This window comes from Bacillus cereus group sp. N6, assembly GCF_016483705.1.
Taxonomy (GTDB): Bacteria; Bacillota; Bacilli; order Bacillales; family Bacillaceae_G; genus Bacillus_A; species Bacillus_A wiedmannii.
Window position 1 is genome coordinate 94,750 of record NZ_JAEHBI010000011.1, and the last position, 17,102, is coordinate 111,851.

A 17,102-nucleotide genomic window follows, 5' to 3' on the forward strand; every position below is an offset into this window, starting at 1 on the left:
ACAACTCATGGATATTTAAAGTGAAAATAAGGTTTATATATTTAATTAAGGATGGTAGTCCACATGTTATTGCCCGGTGTAGAAAGTTACTAACATATTTAAATCAAGATATATTCCAAATTTTGGTATCTTCTATTTTGGAGCAATGATGTGCAGCGCTATCTTTCATTAGAAATCTTATCTAATCTTTTTGGGAAAGGTTAGTTTTGAAAAATATAGTAAGGTAACTCAAAAAAGAACAAGATATAAAAAAGATGTACTTATATAAACCAAAAAGTTAGCTGAGAATTTTAAGTGATAGCTGGAGTGGTTAATAAAAATAAAGGTAGGGGATTTAAATGAAGACGAAACAAGATAATCTTATATACGTATGGGACGCATATTGTGGATGGTGCTATGGATTTTCAGAAAGTATTAAAGGATTTTACAAAGAACACACTGAAATGCCGTTAACAGTTTTATGTGGAGGATTATTTTTAGATGATTTACCAATAAAAAATTTCTCATATATAGAAGAGGGGAATAAAAGAATTAATCAACTTACAGGTGCAGAATTTGGTCCTTCATATCAAAAATTGGTGGAAGAAGGGACTTTTAAAATGAATTCGAAAGATGCTGCAATTGGCTTTTCAGCTTTACGCTCATTAGCACCAGACCGTTTGTTAGAATTCACTGCGGCTATGCAAAAAGCGTTTTATTATGAGGGCCAAAGTCTGAGTGATCCTGAAACATATCGTAAGATTGCAATCGAGCATGGTTTGGACCCTGAACAAGTACTAGAACGTTTAAACGCTCAAGAAACAACAATAGATGTCCAAAACGATTTCAATAAAGTGCGACAGCTTGGTGTTAATAGTTATCCTTCATTACTTTTACAAAAGGATAATCAAATTATCCCTATTGGTGGTGGGGTAATGACGCCGGATAAAATTGAAGCGCGTTTTAAAAATTTATATTAATGAATTTTAAGTTACAGTATATAACATTTAACGTTTTAAAAAAGGCTAGAAGTGGATGGACTTAAACCTTTTTATAACAGTCATAGTTTCAACTTATTTTTAAAAAGAGTCCAATTTTAATGTTTCTATTGACTATAGTAGCAAACATGTTAGCTTACACCAACCGACATTCATCTCTCGCCTATTTGCTGGTGCTATCACACTTTCAGGTAAATTGAAGAGGGAGCTTCTGTCGGAACAAGATAAAAATATGTTAACTAGAAAATAACTTTAACAAAAGGAGAATAACATTCTATGTTTAAAACAATTGATACAAATCAAAAAGATGTGAAATTGACGGTGTTTAGTTCAGACGAAAAAAGTTTTATGGTCACTGCAACCTTAGTTGAGAAAGCGGGACATGCATTTTTAATAAACTCAAAATTTACTCAATCTGATTCGAAAGAAATTGTTGAGTATCTGAAAAAAAACGACTTATCTTTAGATAAAATCTTTATTATTCATGGGGATCCTGATTACTACTTTGGATTAGAAGTTATTAAGGCTGCTTACCCAGAAGCTATAGCGTATGCTACAGAGTCTACTGTTGAACATATTGTTCATTCTGTCTTAGGTAAATTAAAAGTTTGGAAAGGTGCCCTAGGAGAAAACGCACCAAGCAACGTAGTATTACCTCAAGTGTTTAAAGAAAAAACGATTGATTTTCAGGGGTTAACATTTGAACTAGTAGGCTTAGATCATTACAGAACTAGCTTATTTAATAAAGAGCTAAAAGTATTAATTGGTGGTATTGATGTATTTAACGAAATACATGTATTCTTAGCGGATACTAGCTCAAAAGCGGCTATGGAGGCATGGATTGAGAACTTGAAAGTATTACAAGCATTAAATGCTGACATAATTGTACCTAGCCATGGATCAATTGAAAAATCCTTAGATAATCAAGCGATTATTGCAACTATGGATTACCTAAGAACTGCGGTTCAAGCTTCTGAGGAAAGTAAAACTTCAAAAGATTTTGTAGCGAAACTTGAAGCAGCATATCCAGACTATGCAAATAAAGGTGTATTAGAATTAAGTGCAAAAGTTGTAACAAAAGAAATGCCTTGGGGTTAATGCTATGAATAAATATCAAAAACTATTACATGAAACGTATGTGTTAACTGGCGAGGGGAAAATGGATGCTTTCAAAACGTATTTAAGTGAAAATGTATCTTGGACAGAAGCTGCTGGGTTTCCATATGCGGGCACTTATACAGGTCCTGATGCAGTAGTGAAAAATGTACATGAACGTCTTGGTACGGAATGGGATAACTATAACGCTGAAGATGAAATTTATGCTTTTAATAACAATACTGTTATCGTGTATGGAAAATATAGTGGAACATATAAAGTAACAGGGAAATCATTCATAGCAGATTTCTGTCATCTTTATGAGTTTGATGAGAACGATAAGGTTAAGAAGTTTATTCAAATTGTGGACAGTGCAACTGTTAATGAGGTATTAAGTTAGAGTTATTAGTTTCTAACATGCCTTGTATAAGGGGGAGTGTAATTTCCTAACATTCCCCCTCACATTACATTTTTGGGAAAGTTTCTACTTCTCAAGCGTGTTATGGAAGATAACTTATACGATTAGAAGAGGTAGGCATAAATGAAATTAGAGAAAAATTTAATAGTAATAATTATTTCTGTGTTTATTTTAGGAATTGTGTCGACTTTGATATTTCAAGCTTCAACTGGTAATACCAAAGGTCACTCAATAAAGAGTGAGAATGTTGCATCGGTATCGAAAGAAGCGACAGAAAATGAAAAGAATAAAAAGATGGTAGTTGATTTCTATAATGAAGTTTTTAACAAACATGATATCGATATTATCCCTAAATATGTAAGTGAAGATTATAAGCAACATAATCCTTTTGTTGCTGACGGACGAAAAGCCTTCATGGATTTCTTTAAGGAGGACTTTGTTAAAAATCCTAATTCTTCTGCAGAGATTAAACGAGTAGTAGTAGAAGGAGATACAGTTGCTCTTCATGTACATTCTCGTACTAATTCTCAAGATAAGGGAGTTGCTATAGTCGATATATTTCGTATAAAGAATGGTAAGATTGTTGAACACTGGGATGTAATTCAAGAGATTCCAAATGAGGCAGCTAATGATAATACTATGTTTTAGACAGAAGGTATATTCAATTGTTAGTGATGTATAGAATCTAGAAATTATAAAATGAAGGGGATGTCCTAGGTATACTACTAGGACATATCTTTTTGTTTTAACGAGATTTAATATATTATCATTTGTAGAGTGCTTACTTCATATGTTTTTTGATAACTTACCCCTGAAACTGCACCATGTTAATATTAAATTATCGTATTAATTTGTAAGAAAGCTATTTTATATTGAGCAAGAAAAAGTATTCAAGTATAGATTTTGAAGAGGAAGTTTTTTTGATAAATCAAAAAAACTTGATGAATTAGTTGCATATAGAACTCATCAGCGTATATACTATAAACATCAAAAAAAATTGATGAAGGGAGAGTGAACTACAGTGGCACAAGATTTTCAGCTCTATGAGAAAAAATTCAAAGCATTAGCGGATCAGAAACGTTTAGAGATTATGTATGAACTTTGCCAGCGAGGCCAGACTTGTGTATGTGATTTAACAGAGATTTTTGAAATGACGCAATCTAAGTTGTCATATCATTTAAAGATTTTATTAGATGCAGGTTTAATTGTAAAAGAAACAAAAGGTACGTGGAGTTATTATGATTTAAATGATGCGGAAGTAAATAATTTATTATCAGAAGAATTGTGCTGTATCTTTAGAAAAACAGGCAAAGGTAGTTGCTGTTAAAATTTTGCACCATTAATCAAAAAAAATTGATTAATAACATATAAAGAGGAGGAATAAGCTATGAGATATGTTCACGTTGGTATAAATGTTACGGATTTAGAGAAGTCTATTGAATTTTACGAAAAGGTATTTGGTGTGTCACCAGTTAAGGTGAAAGTGGATTATGCAAAATTTTTATTAGAGACGCCAGGACTTAATTTTACACTGAACGTAAGAGATGAAGTGAAGGGAAATCAAGTAAATCATTTCGGTTTCCAAGTGGATACAGCTGAAGAAATTACATTACATAAAGAAAGGTTAGAAAAAGAAGGTTTCTTCGCGCGTGATGAGATGGATACGACTTGTTGCTATGCGGTTCAAGATAAGTTTTGGGTAACAGATCCTGATGGGAACGAGTGGGAATTCTTTTATACGAAAGCACATAGTGATGTTCATAAAATTGAAGAGCCTTCTTGTTGCACGACTTCTAACGTAGTAGAAAAAAATTCTTGTTGTTAATAGGAGATGGAAAATAAAATGAAACGTTTATCTTTTCTAGATCGATATTTAACACTATGGATTTTTCTAGCTATGGCTGTTGGGATTGGTTTAGGGTTTGTGTTTCCTAGTATAGTAGACGGACTGAATACATTACAAGTTGGAACGACGTCTATTCCGCTCGCTGTCGGTTTAATTGTCATGATGTATCCACCATTAGCGAAAGTTCGCTATGAGGAAATGGGCCGAGTATTTAAAGACGTAAAAGTATTGGTTTTATCTTTAGTACAAAACTGGATTATCGGACCTGTACTTATGTTTGTTTTAGCAATTATTTTTCTTCCTGATAAGCCAGAATACATGGTCGGGCTCATTATGATTGGTTTAGCACGCTGTATTGCAATGGTAATTGTTTGGAACGACCTTGCGGATGGGGATAAAGAGTATGCTGCAGGTTTAGTAGCTTTTAACTCAGTATTTCAAATGTTATTCTTCTCCGTTTATGCATACGTGTTTGTAACAGTCATTCCAGAATGGTTAGGGATTGAAGGGGCTATTGTTGATATTACAATGATAGAAGTAGCGAAATCCGTATTTATCTATTTGGGAATTCCTTTTATAGCAGGTATGTTGACACGCTTTGTACTCGTTAAGTTAAAAGGAAGACAGTGGTATGAAAAGGTGTTTATACCGAAGATTAGTCCACTTACATTGCTGGCACTACTATTTACAATCATCATTATGTTCTCTTTAAAAGGGGAAATGATTGTTAGCGTACCATTAGATGTAGTAAGAATAGCAATTCCGTTATTAATCTATTTTATTGTAATGTTTTTTGTTTCTTTCTTTATGGGAAGAAAAATTGGTGCAAACTATCCGGTGACTACAACGTTAGCATTTACAGCAGGTAGTAATAACTTTGAGTTAGCAATTGCTGTAGCAGTTGGTGTGTTTGGTATTCATTCAGGCGCAGCATTTGCAGCTGTTATCGGGCCGTTAGTTGAAGTACCTGTAATGATTGCCCTTGTAAACGTCGCTTTTTGGTTTAAGCGTAAATATTTTAATGATCAACCAGTATAATTTAAAAACAAAGGTGGAAAACAACATGGAAAACAAAAAGACAATCTATTTCTTATGCACAGGAAATTCATGCCGAAGCCAAATGGCAGAAGCATGGGGCAAACAATATGTAGGTGATAAGTGGAATGTATATTCTGCAGGAATTGAAGCACACGGAGTAAATCCAAATGCTATTAAAGCAATGAATGAAGTAAATATTGATATAACGAATCAAACATCGGATATAATTGATTCAAATATTTTAAACAACGCTGATTTAGTCGTTACCCTTTGTAGTCATGCAGATTCTGTTTGTCCTTCCACACCTCCGCACGTTAATCGTGTACACTGGGGATTCGATGATCCAGCAGGAAAAGAGTGGTCTGAATTTCAACGTGTTCGCGATGAAATTGGAGAACGTATAAAGCGATTTTCTGAAACAGGGGAGTAAATAAAGGAAAGAGCCAATCTTCTATTGTATAGGGGATTGGCTCTTTTTTATTATCTACTTCTTTGGTTTAAAACAATTATTAAAACGAATAGAGAATATTCTGTCATGGTGGTAAAGTTAGAATAGAGCAGTTTCAGGGGGGATAACATATGATTTCTGAATTAAACGAGACTGATTTTTATAAATGTAATAGTTTAGTAAATGAAAAAGGGCAATTGGAGGTAAAGGCTGTAATTGCAGGGGTGAATCCTGGTCGTATATTTGTAGATAACATCTATTCTCCTAATTCAGGACTTATTTGGTTAGGGAATAACGATGGCTTCTTTTTTATAGGAAGTGCAGAAAATGAAAAGTTTAATAATGAAATGAATAGTTTTATTGATAATGTGATAGAACCTGAGGCGAGAAAGGCTGGACTAAATTGCTTTGAAGCAATCGGTAATCATTTAAAGTGGAATAAAGCAATCGAAAAAATATTTCAACATCGTAATTTAAAGAGTTGGAATCAAAGAGTGTATACGCTAAAGGAAGAGAATTATGAGGGTAATCGTGAACCTAAAATTGAACAAGGATATACAGTACTAAAAATGAGTAAAGCTCTCTATGAAAATAAAGGGCACGTATTGAAGAATATTGAATTTTTACAATCAAAAATTTTAGAGTTTTGGTCCTCACCTGATGGATTTTTTAATGAGGGAATTGGTTATTGTATAGTTTTTGACAACATGATTGTAAGTGTATGTTTTTCAGGGTTCGTTTTTGAAAATATACAATGTATAGATATTGAAACGATAGAAGGTCACCAAGGTAGAAAATTAGCTCAAAGGATAGCTCATAGTTTCGTAAAAGAGTGTTTGGAGAATAATATTATTCCATATTGGGACTGCATGGATTTGAACAAGCCTTCTGTCGCGGTTGTAGAAAATGTAGGTTTTTCAAATGTGTTTAATTATGTAGGATATTATTTTCCTTTTGAGTGAATTAAGTGTATGTTACAAACCTATCATCGAGGGTTTTCACATGAAAGGAAAAAAGGATGAAACAAATAATAAAAGACATATTAATAAATTATTTTAAAGAAATCCATACATTAGTAGTGGAAGAAGAATTACATAAGAACAGTTGGCATACCGATCTACACTATAAAATCATCGTAAATGGAGATCGGTACTCAGCACGGTTTATAAATAGCGATCGAACAATCAATCCGGCCTTTGGGACGTTATCAAATGAACAATTGAAAGAGCAAGTGCGGTTTACGTATTATTTACGAGAGCATAGAATTCCATTTATGCAGATTAAGGAGAATAGGGCGGGAGAGTCCTTTACATTACTCACTTGGAATGAGGAACAGTAACGGTTTGTATTGTCTACTTGGATGGAAGGGGAACATGTCACTTATTGTACAGAAACGATGGCAGAAGTCTTTGGAAAGGAAGCAAGAAAGATACATGATATTTCTAGTACGTTTCAAAGCCCGATTTTTCAAAAGAAATCTCATTTAGATGGATATGGTGAGTTTATAAGATTATTAGAAAATAAGGGTGGTACACGCAAGGAATTGCAGATATATATGGATTTAGCTAAGTATCATATAGAATGCGCACATACGAGTGATTTGGAGTTTATTGTACAAACTGATTTAAATCCTTTAAATGTCATATGGGATTCAAATCAATGTGTAAAAGGGATTGTAGATTTTGAATCGATTGGATATGTAGATCGTATTGAAGGTTTAGCCTTTTTAATAAAATGGTATTCCCGGACAGAAGGAATAGAGTCGCATGAAGTATGTTCGAAAGTTGCTAGAGCATTTTTAGAAGGGTATAAGGCCCATAATATTTTAACATCAAATGATTATAAAAGGCTTTCTTCATTATTATGGTTATCCGGTAGTTTAAATTGGAACTTTGTGAAGAAAACGCTACTTGTAATAAGTGATGAGAGGGAATTGGAAAAACATTTGGAAGTTTATAGAGTGAGAGGAGAAAGACAATCTTCATTGTTAATTTGTAGATAACATTTATTCTCTTAATTTTGGATGCGAAAAAGAAAGCATATGAGGTGTTCAAAAAATGAAAATACAAATTGTATTGTTTGACGGTTTCGGAGAACTTGTCTCCTTTGCACCTTTTGAAGTACTGAAAAGAGCGATAGAAGAAGGGGCTCCATTTACGGTTGAACTCGTATCAAGTGAACGAAAACAAGAAGTTACTACTTCATTTGGAGTTACGATCAAACTACATGATTTTTTACGAATGGATAATCGTCCAGATTTATTAATTGTGCCTGGTGGTGGCTGGAATCATAAAGCTGAACATGGGGCGCGAAAGGAAGCTGAGCTTGGTACTTTGACTAAAATAATTAGAGAGATGCACAATGAAGGAACGATTGTTGCTGGAGTTTGTACTGGAGGTATGTTACTAGCTGCATCCGGTATATTGAATGATAAAAAGGCGACAATGCATCATTTGGCGCAGAATGAAATGAGTGAATATGGAGCAGAACTGCTTCCTTACAGAATTGTGGATCAAGGGAATGTTATTAACGCAAGAGGAGTTACTTCAGGAGTTGATTTAGGACTTTGGATCACGGAAAGATTCGCAAGTCCTAAAATTGCAGCTGCTGTTGAATATAGAATGGAATATGAGCGGCGAGGTGTTGTTTGGAAGTAATTTGACCGTAATCATAGTTTTTTTGCTGTATAGCGTATTTAATATTGCAAAAGAGAAAGAGCCAACTTATACGAGCAGGCTCTTTTTTTATGTATTCATTCTCTATGTTTAATAATTGGGCTGAATATAACCTAATTTTATTCCTTTCGTGACAGCTTCCAAAATCTCATTAGTCTGTAAAATGAGGGGAAGTGCAACATAATGGACATAAACGTTGCTTATACATGTAAAGTAAGATGTCATAAAATGAATAAAGACTGCTAATTTTCGTGCACTTTGATTATGTAGAAATAGGGGGGATGACATGAAAGACAATACGCCTAAGAAAATTTTATTTATTCAATCAGGAATTCCTTTTTATTACCCAATGATCGAAGCAGCAATTTTGAATAGTTTACAAAAGGTAAACAGTAATACAATTATGGTGAATCCAGAACGAGCGATAGAAACCGCATTAAAAATGAAACCGGATTTTATTTTGGTACTCGGTGGTTTAAACGAGGGTATTATTAGTGTCATGCCAGTAATAAAGAGTGCAGGTTTTACTACTGGACTTTGGCTGACAGATGATCCTTATTATACGGATGTAACACAACATCTTGTGCCGTATTATGATTACATATTTACGCAAGATTTAAATTGTATCAAGTTTTATAGGGCGTTAGGATGTAATAATGTGTTTCATCTTCCGTTAGCAGCAAATCAAGATGTGTTTAAACCTTCTCAGAAAGAAGATACATATAAGTATGATCTTAGTTTTATAGGCACAGCATTTGAAAATAGACTTACCTTTGTTGATTCTATTTCAGAGTATTTAGCAGAAAAAAGCATAAAAATTGTGGGATTCGGTTGGGAGAAGTTAAAGAATTACGAAAGGTTAAAGGATAAAATACAACTTTTTCCACTTGCAAAGTATGAAGATGCGTTACAATTTTACGTATCGACTAAAATCAATATAAATTTACACCGTTCACCAAATGATCAGGAATTGAATTGTAATGCTGCAAATATCCAAGCTTATTCAGTAAATAATAGAACGTTTGAAATTAATGCCGTAGGCTCTTTTCAATTAACTGATATACGACCAGATGTAGCAAAGCATTACATACCAGGTGTTGAAATAGAAACGTTTAATAGTGCACCGGAGTTTATACAAAAAGCGGAGTATTATTTGGAACATGTACAAGAAAGAAAACAAATAGCAAAAAATGGACTGGATAGAACTTTGAGAAATCACACATACGATAAACGTATAGTACAATTATTAAACTATATTAATTTTATAGGCGTGAAGATGTAGTCTAACCATTAACTGAAATGGTAAGCATTTGGTGCTTTCTAACTCTCGTATTCTATAAAAATCATTTACGAAAAAGGGATTTGGATAATTTTATTGAATCTATTTATACAGAAAAAATAATTTCGTATTCAAACTAATTTATATCTAATAATTAGAGGAGATTAAAAATGAATCACTTTTTGTAGAATTTGGCGAATATAAAGCAAGTGTTTGTGAATGGGGAGATAAAAGTAATCCTCAAATCATTTGTTTTCATGGTCTAGGAAGTACAAAATTAAGTTTTATAGAAATAGCGGAACTTTTAAAAGATAAATTTCATATTGTATCGTTTGATCTACCTGGACATGGGAAAACACCAAGTTTCGGGAAGGATGAAGATTACGGTGCATCTCATTTAACAAAATGGGTAGTAGCATTACTTGGGCAACTAGGAAAAGACACATTTCATATAGTAGCACATTCATGGGGAGCAAGCGTTGCGCTTCACTATGCAGCAGAATGTCCAGAAAAAGTGAATAAAATGGTATTGTTAGATGGTGGTTATCATCATGGCAAAATGAATGCAGATTATTTTGCGAAGCTATATAAAGGTGCGAAAGAAGGAGAGTGTCCACCGCGATCATTAGAAGAAGAAATCACCCATTACGAAAAAGATTTTGATGAATACATTTTTGACAGTAAAGAAGCATTCATCCAATCAGAAAAAATGGTTTACAGCAGGTGGTCACCATTAATAGAACGTGCGGTTTATGACTTAATGCGAGAAGAAGATAATAAAGTGAAATGGCATGCTACTGGCGATACAGCTAGAAGTGTAATTAAGTTTCAATATACTGTGTATAAAACGTTGAAATCTCATAAAATTAAAAGCGATATTTTATTGTTGTATTGCGATCTTCCAGATAATTATTTGAAAATCAGAGAATTGCAGATTGCGGAATTTAGGAAGCATATTGATATTACGACTAAGCTTTATAGAGATACAGGGCACCTAATGCATTGGGATAGACCAGAAGAGATTGCCGAGGATGTTTTAAATTGGTTCAAATAAAGAAGGTCCGTTGTTCGCATTTGAGCAACGGATTTTCTTTTGAAAAATTGAATGTAGTTGTCATAACCAGTTCCTTGTAAATAAAGATAATAAAGCTAGCTATAAGTCCAGAAAAGTTTTTGGAGAAAAGTAAGCCTAATGCTCAAAACTGGCTCAGGGTTCTTGATATAAATCTGTGTATGTAGCTTCAACCGCGAGATGTAGTAGACCTGTTATCATGAATAGTTTGTAAGTCTCCTAAATTGAAGTAACCAAGATTACATAAACACAAATCGCCTGCTTCTACTGGATTAGGTTTCTTGCGATTTTTAAATTAAAGGTCTTATCCAAAGTTGAGAAAAATCCACATACCCAAAATATTTCATCTTAATATTCGTTAAATCTGATGAAAAAGGAATTTGACGTGTATCATAGTATAAGGGAATCATAATAGAGGATTCTATCAGTTCTTTTTCAAGATTCTTATTTAGTAAAGACCACTCTTCAAAATGTGTATGTTTGTATTTAGATAGTTGGTTTCTTAGTGATTTATTTGTTTTTAAAACTTTAGCCAATGGTGAATATCTAGCTGTTAAAAAATAATAAAATGATATCTCTTGATTCATCTCGAATACTTCACCATGAATAAAAAGGTCGACTTGTTCATTAAGTTTTTCATCCCTAAGATAGTTTTCAAATGGAACCCATTTAACTTGAAAAGGTATATTTTCTTTTTCTAAGATATTCATTAACCATTTTGTGGTTGCTTCTGTATACTGAGTAGCTTTTATAATAAGTGGTTCTTTAAATTCAGGACGTTTTCTTTTTGGGATATTGATTTGATGATCTATGTCTTTTAAACAGCTTTTAATATTTGGGATTTTTTGAGAATCATATTCATGAATATGATTTATATTGTTAGCGATAATAGAATGTAAGTAATTACGAACATCTATGTGCTGAATGGAAGAATCGCGCCAAGCATTCATAATTATAACGCCAAAACCGGAATTCCTTTCTACTTGAAAAGTAGAATTACATTTATGGTGTTTGGAAGATTGATAAATAGTATCAAATTCCAGAGGGACCTGAATGAATTCTACTGTATCTAGCAAAGGTCTTTCTTGAAAATAATCATGAAATGCTATCAATGATGTTTTCTCCAGGCTATTCTCTCCTATATAAAAACCACCGCTTCCTATGATTTGACCGTTATTTTCTTTATAAATACTTGTATTTATCATACATAACATTTGTAAACAATAACTACACCCCTTTGGGTAATGTATATCAATAATTAATGGTGATACAACTTCTATTTTTTCTATGGGTGCCCATAAGTCTTTATAGTATGTATGACTGCGTAATTTTGAGAGACATAATTTCACATCAGACGCTGTTAAAATGGATCCATCATGAAATTTTATAGACTTTTTTAAATATAGTCTAAGCGTAGATTGAGTTAAATCCCAACTGTGAGCTATTTCAGGGAATATGTTCCCCTTTTCATCCATATAAACAAGTCGATTAAAAACATTCGCAACAATACGTGCACTATGTACATCGGCAGCTTCGAGCGGATGTGTTGTTAAAAAGGGCTTCCTTCTAGGAATAATTAATTTGTCATCTGAATTATGTATATAGCCAAATTTTGAATGAAACTTAGTCATTAAGCGTAGTTTACTGTTTGGAGACCAATTATATAGTAAATATTTACTACTTTTTTCAACAGGCTGTTGGTCCATAATTTCCATTACTTGTGACTCATAGATTTGTTCTATATTTTTCAACCATTGGAGAGAGGAGGGGTTTCCTCTACCCTTTCCAGAAATGAACGTTAGCCAACCTTCATCCATCCATTTATGTAAGTAACGTACTGTTTGCTTTGTACTTAAATTTAAAAAATCTGCTAGGTCTTGTATTTTTATATTTCCAGAAGAAAATGATTGCCATAGGTTTAGTAAAGTTTTATCCATTTTCCTAGCTCCTTTTATAAGTGGACATGTTTTTCTGAAGGTGTCCATTTTTAATTTGATAAGTCTAGTTTAATATAACATTAGACAAGGGGAGGAGATACGATGAATTGGAAAGAATTTGAACAAAATATAAAAGTACGCTTAATTACATCATTTTTTAATCGTGCTGTTACATCAGCAGTAATGCCTTTTATGGCATTGTTTTTTGCTCAAGAAATAAATAAAGTATGGGCTGGTTTATTTTTAATCTTAACGGTTATGTTAAGTTTTTTTTCAAATTTAATTGGAGGTTACATTTCAGATCGATTTCAAAGAAAGAAAATCTTATTGTTAACTTCTTTTTCTAGTACTTTGATGTTTTTATTCATGACTTTAAGCTTATATCCGACAGATAAGATGATTTGGTTATTTGCAATCGCTTATGTAGGTTTTATAATAACTAGCAGTCTTGGGCGTCCATCCATGCAGGCTATCATCATAGACTCAACTACACCGGAAAATCGAAAGGCTGTCTATACAATTGACTATTGGCTTATGAATCTTTCTATGGCAATTGGTGCAGCATTAGGTGGTTTTTTGTACATTAATCATCAACAAGAGTTGTTTATACTACTGACTTGTGTTTCTGCTACAGTACCGATCGCTTATAAAATTTGGCTAGTTACAGAAGTTAAAGAATGCTTAGAAAAAAGGCAGGAAAATATAGTACTTGATCTAATTCAACATTATAAGATTGCTATTCAAGATAGAGCATTTTTAAGAGTTGTAATAGGGTCTACCTGCATATTTGCAGCAGAGTTTTCTTTAAACAGTTATATTGGTGTACGACTTTCAGAAACATTCAATCCAATAAGCATTGGGAACTTTGAAATAGTAGGAGTGAGGATGCTAAGTATTCTTAACATACAAAATATGCTCTTAGTAGTATGTTTAACATTTATTATAAATAGATTTACAGATCATATAAGTGGGAAAAAAGCGTTACTTTTAGGTCTTGTGCTCTATGGGATAGGCTATGTGGCAGTAACATCTTCAAACACTTGGTACGTACTAATTATTTTTAACTTTATTGCTACTGTTGGTGAACTTGTCTACTCACCAATCAGAAATGCAGAACAAGCTAATATGATTCCGGCTGACAAGAGAGGATCATATTCAGCCTTTGCGGGCCTATCAGATATTGGGGCGGACCTAATTGCAAGAATGACTATTATCGTCGGTGCATTCTTAATTCCTACGATGATGTCTGTTTATATTGGTATGATTGTAATAATAGGGGCATTTTTCCTATATAACGGTCTGTTTGTTAGAACTAGTAGTCAATCACAGGAAAGATTGAATAAAATTTCAATATAATATAATACCTAAAATGAAATATACACTATTCTTTCTATAGAATCGTAGAATAAGTGTGTAAAGAGGGATTATACAACTTTGGAGGAATTATCATGGTAAAATATATTTCAATTCTTGGTTCAACTGGCTCAATTGGTACGTCTGCATTAGATGTAGTCACTTCTCATCCAGAACATTTTAAAATTATTGGTTTAACAGCAAATCACAATATTGACCTTCTCGAACAACAAATACATACATTTCACCCTCAGATTGTAAGCGTAAGCACAAAAGATTTAGCAGATGCACTTCGGAAGCGAATTTCTACGGACACAAAAGTCACATATGGAACAGATGGATTAATTGAAATTGCAACTTACCCTGATTCTAATCTTGTATTATCTGCAGTTGTCGGTGTCTCTGGTCTCCTTCCAACAATTGAAGCATTAAAAGCGAAAAAAGATATAGCAATTGCGAACAAAGAAACATTAGTTGCAGCAGGGCATATTGTGACAGATTTAGCGAAACGAAACGGCTGCCGCTTAATTCCAGTAGATAGTGAGCACTCTGCCATTTTTCAATGTTTAAATGGGGAAAATACTCAAGAAATTGAGAGGCTTATTGTTACTGCTTCAGGCGGTGCATTTCGAGATAAAACGCGTGAGGAAATGGAAATCTTACAAGCTAAAGATGCCTTAAAGCATCCCAACTGGTTAATGGGAGCAAAACTAACCATTGATTCAGCTACATTAATGAACAAAGGCTTTGAAGTCATGGAAGCACGTTGGTTATTTGATATCCGGTATGAGAAAATTGATGTTTTAATTCATAAAGAAAGTGTTATTCATTCCTTAGTTGAATTTATAGACGGATCCATCATGGCACAGCTCGGTGCCCCTGACATGAGAATGCCGATTCAGTATGCATTTCATTATCCAACTAGATTACAATCAAATTATAAAAAATTAAATCTACTAGAGATAGCTAGCCTACACTTTGAAAAACCAAATTTCAAAAAATTCCCTTGCTTACATTATGCGTATGAATCAGGAAAAATTGGTGGTACAACACCAGCTGTCTTAAATGCAGCAAATGAAATTGCAAATGCGCTATATTTACAAAATAAAATTTCATTTTTTGATATTGAAAAAACAATTTATTCTACTCTTGAAGCTCATCATAGCATTGCAAATCCAGATTTGGAAACAGTATTAGACGCCGATCATTGGGCTCGTGAATATGCAAACGAATTATTAATTAGAAAATGAAATACGAGCTAGAACAGAACTCGTATTTTTTAGCTCTCCATTTTACGTGTTCTTTTGTTTTCATACATTTACATTCACGGAATTGTAAAGGAAGGTATTTAAGATATCGCATGCAGAAGGATTTATAGTAATTATTAGTTATGGTCATTGGGAAAGTTCTTTTTAATTAATATAAGCTATATACAGAATAAAGAAACCTAAAAAAACTGGAGGTAATTATGAAAACTTTCATATATATGGTTAGACACGGAGATTCACCAAAGTTTGGAAAAGAAGCATCAAGAGGATTAACCGAAAAAGGGAAATTAGATGTTCAACGAATAACAGATATATTACAAGGTGAGGGAATCGACGTTGTTATCTCGAGTCCATACAATCGTTCAATTCTAACTGTTCAGCAGTTAGCGAAGCAAATAGGACAAGAAGTTTTAGTATTTGAAGAATTAAAAGAGAGAATTTTTATTGCTGAAGAGGAACGAATGTCGGATAAAGAATTATTTCCTTTGATAGAAAAGTCATTTTTAGACCCCGACTTTGCTTTAACGGGAGGAGAGTCTAATGTCGACTGTCAGAAACGTGCTATAAAAGTCTTAAAAGAATTATTAAACACCTATCGAGGACAGAAAGTAGTAGTAGGCACTCATGGAGCTATTATGACGTTGATGATGGGGTATTATGACAGTAAGTATGATTTGAATTTTTTACTACAGACATCAAAGCCAGATATATATAGAATGGAATTCAATGGACAGGAATTGGTGGAGGTTAAAAGATTGTGGGAAATTTCATAGATTGACTTTATTCATCCATAGCTTTTCCTAGTGACGTATATTATAAGCAATAGGGTTACTGCGGTAACTCTTTTTCTTATGGCACTGACGGGGGACTGATTTCAAAAATCTAAAAAATTCGGTTCCTTAGCGTACAAAATTCACGTTTTGTTCTTGCTATCCCGAGGTGAAATGGGAGGGAATGTTTTTGGGAAGGATATCTTTAAAGTTATTTTTTAAATCAATCCTATTTTTTTTCATATGCGGTATTGTTGCTTTTTCTATATTTCAGATTATTTTTGTCTGGAGTGTTTCGACAGGATTAGGAAGGGATGATATAGTCGGATTTTCTGATAATAAGTATGTAATTGGTCGTCCGCCTGTTAGCTATAATTTATATAAAAAAGATAGTGGGGAAACTATATTAGATAATGTTATTGGTTATAAAAAAGGGAAAACTAAAAGCTATATTCGGAATGAAATTGAATTTGTAGTGATAAATGAGACAAAGGGTAGCTATGAATTGTATAAAATAGAAAAGGCTTCAGAAAAGGATATAGAACGGCTGAAAGAAATGAAGAAATTAGAATAAAAGAGACTATCTGATAGGTAAAAATGTACACTTGTTATTGTTAGATCTAAAAAATGGTTTAGACTGATAACTGGGTTTTATTGTATGAAAAGAATTATTATTAAAATAAAGCAGTAGGGGTTCAGTCCCATGCCCTCAAGCTAATATTTTGAAGTGTCCTCAAAACGAAAATTCTCTTCGTTTTGGGGAACTACCAATTTCTTAAGTTGGGCATGGGGTATCGCCAGCATTTGGGAAAAAATCAAGCTAAGCAAAAATAAAATAAGCCATCCGTTTGAAGTGACCCCTAAAAGTTAGACACGGTTATTTCATTAGGCAGCTTGATAAAAGTGAGTCCGGTATTGCACCGGGC

General features: G+C 33.3%; 17 protein-coding genes and 1 pseudogene. 17 read left to right on the forward strand and 1 reads right to left on the reverse strand.

All coding sequences use genetic code 11. From position 1 onward, the window contains the following. The first annotated feature begins 338 nt into the window (after nucleotides 1–338). From JDS99_RS11190 to JDS99_RS11250, 13 genes and pseudogenes are all read left to right on the forward strand, one after another. Entirely contained in the window at nucleotides 339–959 is a 621-nt protein-coding gene (locus tag JDS99_RS11190; protein WP_199695092.1) for a DsbA family protein, read from the forward strand. A 294-nt stretch (nucleotides 960–1,253) separates the two neighbouring features. After that, nucleotides 1,254–2,075, forward strand: a complete 822-nt coding sequence (locus tag JDS99_RS11195; protein WP_060486499.1) for an MBL fold metallo-hydrolase — start codon at nucleotides 1,254–1,256, stop codon at nucleotides 2,073–2,075. 4 nt (nucleotides 2,076–2,079) lie between these two features. Beyond that, nucleotides 2,080–2,472: a nuclear transport factor 2 family protein gene (locus tag JDS99_RS11200; protein WP_199695093.1), complete on the forward strand. Its 393-nt coding sequence runs from the start codon at nucleotides 2,080–2,082 to the stop codon at nucleotides 2,470–2,472. Nucleotides 2,473–2,613: 141 nt separating this feature from the next. Further along, the gene (locus tag JDS99_RS11205) at nucleotides 2,614–3,138 is read left to right on the forward strand and encodes a nuclear transport factor 2 family protein (RefSeq protein WP_087984491.1); all 525 of its coding nucleotides are present in this window, start codon (nucleotides 2,614–2,616) and stop codon (nucleotides 3,136–3,138) included. Between the two features lie 373 nt (nucleotides 3,139–3,511). After that, the gene (arsR, locus tag JDS99_RS11210) at nucleotides 3,512–3,817 is read left to right on the forward strand and encodes an arsenical resistance operon transcriptional regulator ArsR (RefSeq protein WP_000046014.1); all 306 of its coding nucleotides are present in this window, start codon (nucleotides 3,512–3,514) and stop codon (nucleotides 3,815–3,817) included. Between the two features lie 60 nt (nucleotides 3,818–3,877). After that, on the forward strand, nucleotides 3,878–4,315 hold the full coding sequence (locus JDS99_RS11215; RefSeq protein WP_087984492.1) for an ArsI/CadI family heavy metal resistance metalloenzyme: 438 nt from the start codon (nucleotides 3,878–3,880) through the stop codon (nucleotides 4,313–4,315). 18 nt (nucleotides 4,316–4,333) lie between these two features. Continuing rightward, nucleotides 4,334–5,374: an ACR3 family arsenite efflux transporter gene (gene arsB, locus JDS99_RS11220; protein ID WP_088063946.1), complete on the forward strand. Its 1,041-nt coding sequence runs from the start codon at nucleotides 4,334–4,336 to the stop codon at nucleotides 5,372–5,374. 25 nt (nucleotides 5,375–5,399) lie between these two features. Beyond that, nucleotides 5,400–5,804, forward strand: a complete 405-nt coding sequence (gene arsC / locus JDS99_RS11225) for an arsenate reductase (thioredoxin) (protein ID WP_097843177.1) — start codon at nucleotides 5,400–5,402, stop codon at nucleotides 5,802–5,804. A 149-nt stretch (nucleotides 5,805–5,953) separates the two neighbouring features. After that, nucleotides 5,954–6,784, forward strand: a complete 831-nt coding sequence (locus JDS99_RS11230) for a GNAT family N-acetyltransferase (RefSeq protein WP_199695094.1) — start codon at nucleotides 5,954–5,956, stop codon at nucleotides 6,782–6,784. Between the two features lie 56 nt (nucleotides 6,785–6,840). Next, nucleotides 6,841–7,824: pseudogene (locus JDS99_RS11235) on the forward strand (phosphotransferase enzyme family protein). A 55-nt stretch (nucleotides 7,825–7,879) separates the two neighbouring features. Next, on the forward strand, nucleotides 7,880–8,479 hold the full coding sequence (locus JDS99_RS11240; RefSeq protein WP_147787810.1) for a DJ-1/PfpI family protein: 600 nt from the start codon (nucleotides 7,880–7,882) through the stop codon (nucleotides 8,477–8,479). Between the two features lie 304 nt (nucleotides 8,480–8,783). Beyond that, nucleotides 8,784–9,779: a CgeB family protein gene (locus JDS99_RS11245; protein ID WP_199695095.1), complete on the forward strand. Its 996-nt coding sequence runs from the start codon at nucleotides 8,784–8,786 to the stop codon at nucleotides 9,777–9,779. Nucleotides 9,780–9,939: 160 nt separating this feature from the next. Next, the gene (locus JDS99_RS11250; RefSeq protein WP_199695100.1) at nucleotides 9,940–10,830 is read left to right on the forward strand and encodes an alpha/beta fold hydrolase; all 891 of its coding nucleotides are present in this window, start codon (nucleotides 9,940–9,942) and stop codon (nucleotides 10,828–10,830) included. 308 nt (nucleotides 10,831–11,138) lie between these two features. Here the strand turns inward: JDS99_RS11250 and JDS99_RS11255 are convergent, their stop codons facing one another. Continuing rightward, nucleotides 11,139–12,785, reverse strand: coding sequence for an ABC transporter substrate-binding protein (locus JDS99_RS11255; RefSeq protein ID WP_199695096.1), 1,647 nt, complete (start codon nucleotides 12,783–12,785; stop codon nucleotides 11,139–11,141). A gap of 102 nt (nucleotides 12,786–12,887) precedes the next feature. On the opposite strand from JDS99_RS11255, the gene JDS99_RS11260 reads away from it, so the two are divergent. The 4 genes from JDS99_RS11260 (at nucleotide 12,888) to JDS99_RS11275 (ending at nucleotide 16,750) form a co-directional block, all read left to right on the forward strand. Further along, nucleotides 12,888–14,141: an MDR family MFS transporter gene (locus JDS99_RS11260; protein WP_149212257.1), complete on the forward strand. Its 1,254-nt coding sequence runs from the start codon at nucleotides 12,888–12,890 to the stop codon at nucleotides 14,139–14,141. Between the two features lie 92 nt (nucleotides 14,142–14,233). Then, nucleotides 14,234–15,388 (forward strand): 1-deoxy-D-xylulose-5-phosphate reductoisomerase, encoded by a 1,155-nt coding sequence (locus tag JDS99_RS11265; protein ID WP_199695097.1) that lies wholly within the window; start codon nucleotides 14,234–14,236, stop codon nucleotides 15,386–15,388. A 218-nt stretch (nucleotides 15,389–15,606) separates the two neighbouring features. Then, nucleotides 15,607–16,179, forward strand: a complete 573-nt coding sequence (locus JDS99_RS11270; RefSeq protein WP_098858021.1) for a histidine phosphatase family protein — start codon at nucleotides 15,607–15,609, stop codon at nucleotides 16,177–16,179. Between the two features lie 187 nt (nucleotides 16,180–16,366). Continuing rightward, nucleotides 16,367–16,750 carry a hypothetical protein gene (locus JDS99_RS11275; RefSeq protein WP_199695098.1) on the forward strand — a complete coding sequence of 128 codons (384 nt, stop codon included), beginning with the start codon at nucleotides 16,367–16,369 and terminating at the stop codon, nucleotides 16,748–16,750. The last annotated feature ends 352 nt before the right edge of the window (nucleotides 16,751–17,102 follow it).